This is a genomic window from Vibrio sp. HS-50-1 (assembly GCF_024747315.1).
Classification (GTDB): domain Bacteria; phylum Pseudomonadota; class Gammaproteobacteria; order Enterobacterales; family Vibrionaceae; genus Vibrio; species Vibrio diabolicus.
The window spans coordinates 169,205-182,350 of the sequence record NZ_JAMPZF010000001.1 but is presented as its reverse complement, the minus strand read 5'-3'; the positions used below and the strand labels follow the sequence as shown (position 1 = coordinate 182,350).

The window sequence follows — 13,146 nt, the reverse complement described above, 5'->3', positions numbered from 1 at the left end:
TCCTCAATCGCTCTCAAGGTCCGCCTCGTTGCTGAGCCCACACCTTAAAGCTGCTTGAGTATAAGTATATGCACAGAATGTTTACATTAAGAGTAATCCCGGTAAAACAGACAGATATTCCATAGGCTTCAGCCTCTATTGGAGAGAATGCGCTGTTGTAACAGGAGTTGCTTCATAATTTAGTGAATAAAAATAAGTTATTTTTCAAACAATTTAACAGGAGTAGATTCTTCGTTATTTGATTGAATACACAAACAAACAGGTTTATACGTGATGCTTGTCACGGGGATTTATTAATTCACTTCACAATTAGTTCGCAAAGTAAAAAAATTGTCTCGTTATAGAATTTCGGAGTGCAAGATGTACATGGCTCAACCGGGCCATATTGATCATATCAAACAGGTCAATGCTGGTCGTGTATATAAACTAATTGACCTAAAAGGTCCTATTTCTCGAATTGATTTGTCCAAGCAGAGTGAGCTTGCTCCTGCCAGTATCACCAAAATCACTCGAGAATTAATTGAAGCGCACTTGATTCATGAAACCACAGTACAAGAAGCGACGAGTCGTGGTCGACCTGCCGTCGGTTTGCAGGTCAACAACGAAGGGTGGCAATTTCTGTCAATGCGTTTGGGGCGAGGTTATTTAACTATTGCTCTGCATGAGCTAGGTGGCGATGTGTTGATCGATACTAAAATCGAGATACACGAACGTGACCAAGACGATGTGCTTGAGCGTCTGCTCTACGAAATTGATGAATTCTTCCAAACTTACGCGGATCAACTTGACCGTGTTACCAGTATTGCAATTACGCTGCCTGGCCTTGTGAATTCAGAGCAAGGTGTCGTGCTGCAAATGCCTCATTACAATGTCGAAAATCTTGCTCTTGGACCAGAGATATATAAAGCAACGGGCTTGCCAGTTTTCATTGCCAATGACACGCGAGCTTGGGCATTAGCAGAAAAGCTTTTCGGCCACTCTCAAGACAATGACAACTCTGTTCTTATCTCTATTCACCATGGTTTAGGTGCCGGCATCATTCTGGATGGGCGCGTTTTGCAAGGCCGTCACGGCAACATTGGTGAGCTTGGGCATATTCAAATCGATCCAAATGGAAAACGTTGTCATTGTGGCAACATTGGTTGTTTGGAAACCGTTGCCAGTTCTCAAGCCATTCGTGAAGAAGTCGTAAGACGAATTGCTGATGGCGAAGAGTCTATTCTTGCTGAGCAAGAAGAAATGAGTATTGAGAGCATTTGTGAAGCGGCAGCGAATGGTGATCCGTTGGCAGTTGATGTGATTGAAAAGCTTGGACGCTATTTAGGCTCTGCAATAGCTATTGTGATCAACTTATTTAACCCTGAGAAGATCTTGATCGGTGGTGTGATTAACCAAGCAAAAGATGTACTTTATCCTGCGGTGCGTCGCTGTATCGAAGAGCAGAGTTTACCGGTTTATCACCAAGATCTTGAGCTGGTGGAATCTCGTTTCTATAAGCAAGCAACAATGCCTGGTGCCGCGTTGATCAAGCAAGCGTTGTACGATGGTCAGTTATTGATGAAGGTTGTGGAAGGCTAATTGCTTCAAACATGATGAAGTGCTTAGGTGTCGAGCCTATACATTTTTAGATGATTTAGGGTGAGGCTTAACAGCTCACCCTTTTTGATCGCCTATTACTAGAAGGTGAATTTGAGTTGTGCTGCATTGCTATATCTGCGCCATTCATGTAATTTCCTAAAAAGCTCAAGTAAATAAACCCAAATGGCTTTCAATGTGTAGAGTGACTTTGTGTCTGATACAAATAGAAGGGAAGTAATGCGCTGAAACCGTTGTACTTTCAAGCCATGCTCGAAAAACAAATATCTTAAGGTTATTTGGGTTTAGAACATTGATGTGTCTGTATTGATTTCGAGTAAAAATAAGAATTATCCATAATTTAGGTAGTAGTATGTCCGGAGTGTTAAATACGGTTGACCAGCGTACAAACTTGGTTGGTGAAAACCGACTAGAGCTTCTGCTGTTCACTTTAAATAGTCGCCAATTGTTTGCGATTAATGTGTTCAAAGTGAAAGAGGTCATCAAGCTGCCACCGTTAACCAAGCTTCCTGGCTCACACTACAACATTCGTGGGGTCGCTTCTCTACGAGGTGAAGCAGTGCCAGTGATTGATTTGCGTGGCGCGATAGGTTTCCCAGCTTTGCGTGGTGAAGCGGAAGAAGAAAATTTGATCGTGACAGAGTACAACCGCACGGTGCAGGGCTTCTTAGTCGGTCCGGTCAAGAATATTATTAATACGGCATGGACTGAAATTCAGCCGCCTCCTTCTACGTCTGGTCGCTCGAATTACCTCACAGCTATCACGCAAATCAAAGAGGGGGATGCCTCTCAAATTGTCGAAATTATTGACGTTGAAAAAGTTTTAGCAGAGATCGTGCATTACGACGTCACGATTTCAGCGGACATTCTGGATCAAGAACTTGCCCAAGCAATGGTCGGGCGTAATGTTCTGATTGTGGATGATTCATCTACAGCTCGTAATCAAGTTCGCGATACGCTTTCTCAATTGGGTATGAATATCATCGAGTGTCGTGACGGACTAGAAGCGCTAACAGTTTTAAAGCGCTGGTGTGATGAAGGGAAAGACGTAGAAAAAGAGCTGTTGATGATGATTACGGATGCTGAAATGCCTGAAATGGACGGTTATAAACTGACTCATGAAGTGCGCCAAGATCCACGTATGTCTAAGTTGTTTATCACATTGAACACTTCTCTGAGCGGTAGTTTTAATGAAGCCATGGTGCAAAAAGTAGGCTGTGATCGCTTTATATCTAAATTCCAACCGGATCTGCTGGTTGAAGTTGCTCAAGACCGATTACGCCAGATGCTTTCTAAAAGTGCATGATTAGATATAGTGAAATCAGAGGGGGAGCAGCTCTCCCTCTGATTTTTTAACGCCTCGCTTATTAATATCTCTGTACTAATGAAAGTCGCGAGATTTACTTTGTAGATTATTCAAATAGTGCGTGCAATCAATCAACTTGCCAGCAATAACGTGCGTGACTTCTCCCTCTCTTTCAAGAATGCCTTTCACCATTAATACTTTAGCGCCTAAATAAGCTTGCTTTTGGGCTCGTGCTGTCGCTTGCCAAACGACCACATTAATGTTGCCTGTGTCATCTTCTAACGTAAAAAATGTCACGCCAGCGGCGGTGCCTGGAGATTGTCTTCCCGTTACCACGCCTACCACTGTGACCAATGACCTATGCGGTTTCTCTGCCAGTTGCCTCATGCGGGTAAAATGAGGGAGTTTGCCCGTTTCTTCTAATAATTTAATCGGGTGGCGGCTAAGAGATAGTCCCGTGCTCGCGTAATCCTCAATTAAATTTTCATATTCTGAGGGCTGAGTTTGGTAGCTAACACTGGGTTCTTCGACCTTGTGAAACAATGGTAGGTCAGATAAGGAATCCATTGCTGCCCAGCGTGCGTTATAACGATTCCCCGATAGGATCTGAAATGCATTGGCTGAAGCCAATAATTCAATGTCACTTCGGCTTCTTAATATCTGCTTTACTTCTTGAATCGAGCGGTAACCATTAAGTGGTTTGCGCTCAATAAGCCTTTGCGCACTTTCTGCGTTAAAGCCTTTCACCAAGCGAAAACCAAGTTGCACGCCGAGCCTGCCATTCGGGCGTGAGACGAGATGATGCTGATATTTTGAGTGATTGACGCACACCGGCAATACTTCGACGCCATGTCGGCGGGCATCTTGTACTAATTGCGATGGGCTATAAAACCCCATTGGTTGGCTGTTCAACAGTGCTGTGTAAAATTCTGCTGGGTAATAATATTTTAACCATGCAGAACAATATGCCAGCACTGCGAAAGACGCTGAATGACTTTCAGGGAAGCCGTACTCACCAAAGCCGCAAATCTGATCGAAAATGCGCTCAGCAAACGCTAAGTCATAACCTCTCTCTTGCATACCATTGATCAGTTTTGGCCTGAATTTAGCGAGATCGCCATTCTTTTTCCATGATGCCATCGCTCTACGGAGTTGATCGGCCTCGCCGCCGCTAAACCCAGCTGCTACCATGGCTAGCTTGATGACTTGCTCTTGGAAAATTGGGACGCCCATAGTCCGCTCAAGAACGCTTTTTACTTCTTCCGATGGATAACTGACAGGCTCTTTGTGATCACGCCGTTTTAAAAAAGGATGCACCATATCACCCTGAATAGGGCCTGGACGAACAATCGCAATTTGAATCACTAAATCGTAATAACAAGCGGGCTTTAAGCGAGGGAGCATGCTCATTTGTGCACGAGATTCAATTTGGAATACGCCTATCGTGTCGGCCTTTTGAATCATGCGGTACACGTGTGGATCATCTTGTCGGCGAGTGATCTCGGAAATAGAGAGGGAGCGCTGGTGGTGTTTCTCGACCAGTTGAAAGCACTTTCTGATGGCGTTTAACATGCCGAGTGCGAGCACATCGACTTTTAATAGCTTCAAGCTTTCTAAATCGTCTTTGTCCCATTGAATGATAGTGCGATCTTCCATCGAGGCATTTTCAACAGGTACTAACTCATATAAAGGGCCAGATGAAATTACAAAACCACCCACGTGCTGAGATAAGTGGCGTGGGAAGCCAATTATCTCGTTGACCAATTGGATAAACTGCTGCCCTTTGAGAGATTCTGGTTGTAAGCCAAGTTCAATAATTTGAGCTTGCCAGCCTTGGCTGCGATCTCGGCGATTAACGTTCTTAATGAAAAAATCTAATTGGGTCTCTTCAATCCCTAGCGCTTTACCGACTTCACGCACGGCACTTTTAAAGCGATAGCTGATCACTGTTGCAGCAAGTGCTGCACGCTCACGGCCATATTTTTTGTAAATATATTGGATAACCTCTTCACGGCGCTCGTGTTCAAAGTCCACATCAATATCCGGCGGTTCCTTACGTTCTTTACTGATAAATCGTTCGAATAAGACTGCGATTTGTCGAGGGTCGACGGCGGTAATTTCCAGGCAATAGCACACCACAGAGTTTGCGGCGGAACCTCGACCTTGGTAAAGAATGCCTTGTTGTTTCGCGAACATTACGATGTCATGGATGGTAAGGAAGTAGTAGTGGTATTTCAGCTCTTGAATAAGCGCAAGTTCATTCTCGATGGTTTGATTGACTTCTGCTGGCACGCCTTCAGGAAAACGCAGCTTTTTACCACGCTCGACTAACATACGTAAGTAAGAGTCGGGTGTATAACCATCTGGGATCAGCTCGGTAGGATATTCGTATTTTAAATCGGAGAGCTTAAACTCGCATAAATCGGCGATGTAAGTACTTTCTTCCAGCCATTCTGGTTTGTAAATCCGAACCAGTTTTTTAAAAGGACGAAGCGCTCGTTCTGTATTCGAAATACGATCAAAACCGAGTTTATCGACGCTACACCCATGCTTTATAGCGGTAAGTACATGCTGTAATGGCAAGCGTTCAACATCATGCATGAGAACGCCTCCGCAGGCAGTTATAGGTAATTGAAATTCATGTGCTAACTGCTCGCAGTGCGCAATGTACTCAGTATCGTTGTTACTCAAATGGCGCTGAATCGCTACCCACAAACGATTAGCGTGGTGTTGATTGAGCCAGCGTCCCCAATAGTGGTCACTCTCTTGATGTGTGGGCAGCCACAATACCAAGCAATGTCGAATCGACATCAAATCCCATTCGAACAGTTGATAGTTGCCTTTTTCACTTCGTCTTCTTGCGTTTGTGATGATACGACACAACTCGGCATAAGCCTTGCGACAAGGGCAAAGCAGTACGATTTGGCATTCATCATTTAACCAAAACATACTTCCAACGATTTGTTTGATATCGAGTTTATGTTGTTCGATGGTCGCATGGGCTTTGACAACGCCCGCGACCGAACATTCATCAGTTATGGCTAGAGCTTGATAGCGATAGAAAGCAGCTTGGAGTACCAGTTCTTCTGCATGAGAAGCCCCAGTCAAAAAAGAGAAGTTAGACTGACAAAATAGTTCCGCGTAACTCATAATGATCCAACAAAAATAACTGTCGATTTAACAAAAATAGCCATGAAGAAACCAGTGCTTGTGCTGATCGCGAAATATCCATAACCAGCGGCCTTGCTTGGTGTGTGCAATGTAGTAATCACGCATGATCTCATCACCATCCCACCATCCAGAAACGATTCGCTCAGGTCCGTGGACCAAAGAGACTTGCTCTTGCAATGCAATGGGAGTGGGCAATTGCATTGCGGGGCGTAGTATGGATGGTATGGCGTGCTCCTTTTCATCTGGAGCATCAGCAGGGCGATACTGACTGGCCTTTTCTGGTCTAGGATCGCAAGCGATGTTGGGTTTTAACACGGCACTTTTCCCCAATTTAGCTTGCAGTAAAGAGAGCAGTTCTAAAGCATTCATGTTCCCTTTTTGCCCAGCAAAGAGATCGCGTGATGCACTAAGAGGCTCACCTTGACGGACGACTTTTAACGTTAGCCCTGTGACTGGGCCATTGAGCGAGAGTGACTCTAAGCTTAAACTCGCTAACTGCTGCCAACGCTGACATAGGTAATCACCTTGCGCAGAAGTGAGTTGAAGGTGTTGCTCTTGTTTCTCACGCTGGTGGAGTGTTAAACACAGCTCAAAAGCGACCTTATCTCTTAATTTAAGAAAGGTTTCGAGTTGACGAAGTAACTTGGCCAGCGGCTTTTCAATCCACTGAACGTTTTCGAACTCAAACAGCAGTTCTAAATAAACTTGGAAGGATTCGGTCGGGTGATAAAAGTCGACAGGATGCTTAAACTGCCCAGTCAGTCGACCAACGTAGTTCACCAAATCGATATCAAAGCGTCGAGCGATGTCTTGCAACGGCAGTTCAAGTAACCCTTTTAAGGAAGTAACGCCTACGCGGTGCAGCTTTTCAACCATAGAGCTCGATAAATCGGTTAGAGGCAGAGGTAATGGGAATAACATTTGTTCGATAAGAGATTTGTCGTCACTAAGAACATTTGCTCCTGCCAATGCCATTAACTTGGCTGACAGAGGTGAAAAACCACAACCAAATTGAAAGCTTAACTGCAGTTTAGTTAAGTGAGCACTGACTTTATTCCAGTAATTGTCCAACCCTTCATATAGGGTGAGCATCGGTGTGGCACGTAGCAAAATACCTTGGTTTGGCATCAACACAACGTCAGATGTGATCAAATACAACCACTGAGCTACCTCTTGTAATTTATTTAATTCGGTTTGTGGATGATAAGGATGCACTTGTAAATCTCGACACAAGGACGCAGCACTGCCTAAGCCCATACCAGGCTTAATACCTTGTTGCTCGGCAATGCCGTTGTATTGAATGATCTGACAACGTTGGCTTTCGACAATCACCACGGGTTGAGCTTGGTTATCACCAAAGAGTGCGTCTAGCTGTAGGCGAGGGAAGTGCAAGTAAATCCACAAAGCCATATCACTAACCTTGGTTCGCCAGTGGGAAATTGACCACAGTCGAGTGCAGAGTTTTAGATGATGGTTTCACCAGTTGCGGGTAATGGTGTTGGAAGCCGATACTAACACTACCTCTATTCCAGCCTCCTTTCCTTTTTAGTACTTCAACATTAATCCCTTGCTCGTCACCTTTCAGTTTTAAACTGAGTGACACAGGCAAAGACAAGCGGTTGATAGTCTCTGTTTTAAGCATAAAAAGAGGGCAAGTACCTTGTTCACTCGCTACCTGTAAGCGTTTCACTTGATGTATTTCAAGCTCCTCTTGCCATAACAAAACATTACTGCATACCCCACTTTTCAGACATTGCTCTGCAGCCCAAAGAGCATCTTTGGGGTGAGTTGGATTAACGACCCACACTTGGTTTATATCCAAACCGATGTAGTGTAAGAACAGAGAATTCACTAACGCGGGAGGTTGAATAAATGCAGTCACACCATTGGTCTGGGTGGCTTTTAAATAAGGAGCGAGCAAACGCAATTCACCAATACTACCAATAGATTCCATCTCCACTACGCCATGAGGTGGAAAGCCTCCGCCGAGCAAATCATCTAATTCAGAAAACCCGGAACTAGTCCGCAACTGCTGAGGATCTGTTTTCGTTAAATTTGCTTGCCAAACAAGGTGCTGGCTTTTTAAGTGCTGAATAATATCGTGCATAATAAATACCTGTATATATGTACAGTATATTTCTATGGCAGAAAGTCGCAAGATTTTTATGAAGAGAGAAATGAAAAAAGGCAGCGTTTGCTGCCTTTTCAATCGATTATGTGAGGTAACCTGAATTCGTTATTTACGCTTCGGTTGAGCGTCGATGCACTGACCATTCACATCGGTAACCGCTGGATCCATTAAGTGCAAATATAGCGGCATGAGATCCAATGGCGTTTTGAGAGTATTTGCATCTTCACCCGGGTATGCTTTTTCACGCATGCGAGTACGAGTTGCACCAGGGTTAATTGCGTTAACACGGATCGGCGTATCACTCAGCTCGTCAGCCAAAACTTGCATCATGCCTTCTACGGCAAATTTAGAGATAGCGTATGGCCCCCAGAAAGCGCGACCAGAGTGGCCGACGGTCGAAGAGGTAAAGATAATACGCCCAGCTTCTGATTTACGCATCACAGGCAGTAGTGCTTGAGTCATTAACACTTCTGCTTTCACGTTGATCTGCATGATATCGTCGAAATCTTCCTCTTTGATTTGATCAAATGGACACAGCGAACTCAAGACACCTGCGTTGTGTAATAGGCCATCCAAACGACCAAACTGTCCTTCGATTGTCTCTGCCATATCAATGTAATTTTGCTTAGTTGCGCCCTTGAGATCCAGAGGAATGATAGCAGCTTGTGGGTAGCCAGCGGCTTCAATCTCATCATAGATAGATTCAAGGTTTTGCACATTTCTACCCAAGAGAATAACAGTTGCACCGTGCTCGGCATAAGAAAGCGCGGCTTGACGGCCGATGCCATTACCAGCGCCAGTAACAAGAATGACTTTACCTTTTAGAGCATCAGCTGAAACGGAGTAGTTCACGGCGATAAATCCTTATTATTGTAAGAGGGTCCATGATAGTTAATTGACGCTAAAAAACGCCTGTTTCTCAATGGAAAATCTTGGTAATCGTGACAAGATGGTTACAATACACCAATTCATGTGTTATACCAATTCCAGAACTTTCGTTAGGTATGCTATCAATCAGAACAAGTGGTTACAAACCGCGCTGCCTTCTCGCTGATGTTTCTGCGTAACATACTAACGTCATCTGAAATGAGATAAAGGAGCTCTCGTTGGAATTTTTATTAGATTATGGTCTGTTTCTGGCCAAAATTATCACGGTGGTTGCTGCGATAATTGTTCTGCTCATTATTGCAAAATCGGCTGGTGGCAAATCGGGTGCGGCGAAAGGGGAGTTAGAGATTACCAACCTTTCAGAGCAACACAAACAATCTGTTGAGCAGTTAGAACATCATTTACATGACGATGCTTTCATCAAGGCTCGAGATAAAGCGGTCAAGAAAGAAGAGAAAGAGAAAAACAAATCTCGTGAAAAAGAGATCAAACAAGCGAGCAAAGACGGTTCATTAGATAGCAAGCGTGAACCACACCTATTCGTTCTTGATTTCAACGGCAGCATAGACGCAAAAGAAGTCGCGTCTCTACGTGAAGAGATCACTGCTATTTTGGCTGTCGCACGTGAAGGTGATGAAGTATTACTTCGTTTAGAATCTGGCGGTGGTATGGTTCATGGTTACGGCCTTGCCTCTTCTCAACTGGACCGAATCAAAGCTGCGGGTCTTCCTCTGACCATCTCTGTTGACAAAGTTGCGGCAAGTGGCGGTTACATGATGGCATGTGTCGCAGATAAGATTGTTTCTGCACCGTTTGCAATTGTGGGCTCTATTGGCGTTATCGCGCAAATTCCTAACTTCAACAAACTGTTGAAGAAACATGACATTGAGTACGAACAACTAACCGCGGGTGAATATAAACGCACGCTAACGATGTTTGGTGAGAATACCGATAAAGCGCGCGATAAGTTTAAGCAAGAGCTTGAAGAAACACATGTCTTGTTTAAAGACTTCATTCGCGAGCGTCGTCCTAGTTTGGACCTAGACAAAGTAGCCACAGGTGAGCACTGGTTCGGTACACAAGCGAAAGAGCTTGGTTTGGTGGATGACATTAGTACATCTGATGATATCGTTGTTGCGGCATGCAAAGATAAAACCGTACTTTCTGTGCATTATGTGCAGAAGAAAAAGCTGGCAGACAAGCTAGCAGGTGTCGCGGGCAAAGTTGCTGACAGTGTGATCTTAAAGTTAGCTGAGCGTGGTCAAAAACCGATTGTTTAATCGAACCTAAGATCATGACATTTGAAACGGCGAGGGTGGAAGCTCTCGCCGTTTTTGTTGAACCTTATGTTTATTGATGAATCCAATTGCGCATTAGGTGTAATGCTTTACACGACATTTTTCCTCGCTCCAAAGGGCGATTACCCGTATAATGCGCGCCTCGAAAACCGAGCAAATTGCTGAAAAGAAACTATAGGTGGAGAAGAACATGTCCTCTCAAACTCCGGTTGTAACCGTAGATGGACCTAGTGGTGCAGGTAAAGGCACTTTATGTATGTTGCTGGCGAAAAAGTTGGGTTTCCAACTCTTAGATTCTGGCGCAATTTATCGTGTACTTGCACTCGCTGCGATTCACCACGGTGTCGACACAGAGTCAGAAGACGCACTTGTCCCACTGGCAACACACCTAGACGTTCAATTTATCGCAGAGGGTGACTTAGTTAAGGTCGTTCTAGAAGGCGAAGATGTGTCAGGGGAGCTTCGCAAAGAAGAAACGGGTATGGCAGCATCTAAAGTTGCGGCTCTGCCACGTGTTCGTGAAGCATTATTACGTCGTCAGCGTGCATTTGAGGCCGCTCCGGGCCTAGTGGCTGATGGTCGTGATATGGGCACAATTGTATTCCCAAGTGCACAAGCGAAAATCTTCCTTGATGCGAGCGCAGAAGAGCGTGCAAATCGACGCCTTAAACAGTTGCAAGAGAAAGGGTTAGATGTTAAATTTGCTGACCTTTTAAGCGAGATCCAAGAGCGTGACGACCGAGATCGTAACCGCCCAGTGGCGCCACTACGCCCTGCTGAGGATGCGCTTGTGCTAGATTCTACGTCGATGACTATCGACGAAGTAGTAGAAAAGGCACTACAATATATCGAATCGAAGCTAGCTGAGTAATGATACTCGGCTAGACTAAGAGCGTTGGTCGCAAGGATGATGACTGGCGAATTTAATAACCCCATGCGGTAGGATACCCGTGGAAGTTTAATTTATTGAAGATTAACTAAATGACTGAATCTTTTGCTCAACTCTTTGAAGAGTTTCTAAACGAAACAGAATTCCAACAAGGCAGCATCGTTAAAGGTACTGTAGTAGCTATCGAGAACGGTTTCGTTCTTGTTGACGCTGGTCTTAAGTCTGAATCTGCTATCCCTGCTGAACAGTTCAAGAACGCTGCTGGCGAACTTGAAGTTGAAGTTGGCGCTGAAGTAGACGTAGCTCTAGACGCTGTTGAAGATGGTTTCGGTGAAACTCAACTTTCTCGTGAGAAAGCTAAGCGTCACGAAGCTTGGATCGTACTTGAGAAAGCTTACGAAGAAGCTGAAACTGTTGTTGGTATCATCAACGGTAAAGTTAAAGGCGGTTTCACTGTTGAACTAAACGGTATCCGTGCTTTCCTTCCTGGCTCTCTAGTAGACGTACGCCCAATCCGCGACACTGCTCACCTAGAAAACAAAGAGCTAGAGTTCAAAGTTATCAAACTTGACCAAAAACGTAACAACGTAGTTGTTTCACGTCGTGCTGTTATCGAATCTGAAAACAGCGTTGAGCGTGACGAGCTTCTAGAAACTCTACAAGAAGGTTCTGAAGTTAAAGGTATCGTTAAGAACCTTACTGACTACGGTGCGTTCGTTGACCTAGGTGGCGTTGACGGTCTTCTACATATCACTGATATGGCTTGGAAGCGCGTTAAGCACCCATCTGAAATCGTTAACGTTGGTGACGAGATCCAAGTTAAAGTTCTTAAGTTCGACCGTGAGCGTACTCGCGTATCACTAGGTCTTAAGCAACTAGGCGAAGATCCATGGGTAGCAATCGCTAAGCGTTACCCAGAAGGTCACAAACTAACTGGTCGCGTAACTAACCTAACTGACTACGGCTGCTTCGTTGAAATCGAAGAAGGCGTTGAAGGTCTAGTTCACGTTTCAGAAATGGATTGGACTAACAAGAACATCCACCCTTCTAAAGTTGTTAATGTTGGCGACGAAGTTGAGGTTATGGTTCTTGAAATCGACGAAGAACGTCGTCGTATCTCTCTAGGTCTGAAACAGTGTAAAGCTAACCCATGGCAGTCATTCGCTGAAGCACAAGCTAAAGGCGACAAAGTTACTGGTAAGATCAAGTCTATCACTGACTTCGGTATCTTCATCGGTCTAGAAGGCGGCATCGACGGTCTAGTTCACCTATCTGACATTTCTTGGAATGTTGCTGGCGAAGAAGCTGTACGTGAGTACAAGAAAGGCGACGAGATCTCTGCAGTTGTTCTAGCAGTAGACGCTGAGCGTGAGCGCATCTCTCTAGGCATCAAGCAAATGGAAAACGACCCATTCAATGCTTACGTTGCTGACAACAAGAAAGGTGTTCTAGTTAACGCTACTGTAACTGCTGTTGACGCTAAAGGCGCTACTGTTGAAATCGCAGAAGGCGTTGAAGGTTACATCCGTGCTTCTGAAGTATCTCGCGATCGCGTAGAAGATGCTTCTCTAATCCTAAGCGCTGGTGATGTTGTTGAAGCGAAGTTCACAGGTGTAGACCGTAAGAACCGCGTAATCAACCTATCTATCAAAGCTAAAGACGAAGCTGACGAGCAAGAAGCAATGGCATCTATCAACAAGCAAGATGACAATGCATTCGGTAACGCAATGGCTGACGCTTTCAAAGCTGCTAAAGGCGAATAATATACTCGCTTAAGCAAAAAAGGAGCCGCAAGGCTCCTTTTTTATATTTGAGCATATTTAAGTAGTAATACTAATGACGGTAAACTATCTTAATAAAAGGCATT

9 protein-coding genes are annotated in these 13,146 nt (G+C 44.5%); 5 read left to right on the top strand and 4 right to left on the bottom strand.

The features are described from left to right. Positions 1-360: 360 nt before the first annotated feature. Positions 361-1,578 (top strand): ROK family protein, encoded by a 1,218-nt coding sequence (locus NDJ01_RS00780; protein WP_258586089.1) that lies wholly within the window; start codon positions 361-363, stop codon positions 1,576-1,578. 370 nt (positions 1,579-1,948) lie between these two features. After that, positions 1,949-2,902 carry a chemotaxis protein CheV gene (locus tag NDJ01_RS00775; RefSeq protein WP_005398212.1) on the top strand — a complete coding sequence of 318 codons (954 nt, stop codon included), beginning with the start codon at positions 1,949-1,951 and terminating at the stop codon, positions 2,900-2,902. A 75-nt stretch (positions 2,903-2,977) separates the two neighbouring features. Here the strand turns inward: NDJ01_RS00775 and NDJ01_RS00770 are convergent, their stop codons facing one another. From NDJ01_RS00770 to NDJ01_RS00755, 4 genes are all read right to left on the bottom strand, one after another. Next, on the bottom strand, positions 2,978-6,052 hold the full coding sequence (locus tag NDJ01_RS00770) for an error-prone DNA polymerase (protein WP_085343539.1): 3,075 nt from the start codon (positions 6,050-6,052) through the stop codon (positions 2,978-2,980). Between the two features lie 27 nt (positions 6,053-6,079). After that, on the bottom strand, positions 6,080-7,483 hold the full coding sequence (locus NDJ01_RS00765; protein WP_258586088.1) for a DNA polymerase Y family protein: 1,404 nt from the start codon (positions 7,481-7,483) through the stop codon (positions 6,080-6,082). A gap of 4 nt (positions 7,484-7,487) precedes the next feature. Then, positions 7,488-8,180, bottom strand: coding sequence for a translesion DNA synthesis-associated protein ImuA (gene imuA / locus NDJ01_RS00760; RefSeq protein WP_005397119.1), 693 nt, complete (start codon positions 8,178-8,180; stop codon positions 7,488-7,490). Positions 8,181-8,309: 129 nt separating this feature from the next. Continuing rightward, on the bottom strand, positions 8,310-9,056 hold the full coding sequence (locus NDJ01_RS00755) for a YciK family oxidoreductase (RefSeq protein WP_006743161.1): 747 nt from the start codon (positions 9,054-9,056) through the stop codon (positions 8,310-8,312). 254 nt (positions 9,057-9,310) lie between these two features. Here NDJ01_RS00755 and sohB point away from each other — a divergent pair, with 254 nt between their 5' ends. The 3 genes from sohB (at position 9,311) to rpsA (ending at position 13,042) form a co-directional block, all read left to right on the top strand. Continuing rightward, entirely contained in the window at positions 9,311-10,372 is a 1,062-nt protein-coding gene (gene sohB, locus NDJ01_RS00750; RefSeq protein WP_005385819.1) for a protease SohB, read from the top strand. Between the two features lie 208 nt (positions 10,373-10,580). Beyond that, entirely contained in the window at positions 10,581-11,261 is a 681-nt protein-coding gene (gene cmk, locus NDJ01_RS00745; protein WP_005397113.1) for a (d)CMP kinase, read from the top strand. A gap of 110 nt (positions 11,262-11,371) precedes the next feature. Next, the gene (gene rpsA, locus NDJ01_RS00740; RefSeq protein ID WP_005385817.1) at positions 11,372-13,042 is read left to right on the top strand and encodes a 30S ribosomal protein S1; all 1,671 of its coding nucleotides are present in this window, start codon (positions 11,372-11,374) and stop codon (positions 13,040-13,042) included. The last annotated feature ends 104 nt before the right edge of the window (positions 13,043-13,146 follow it).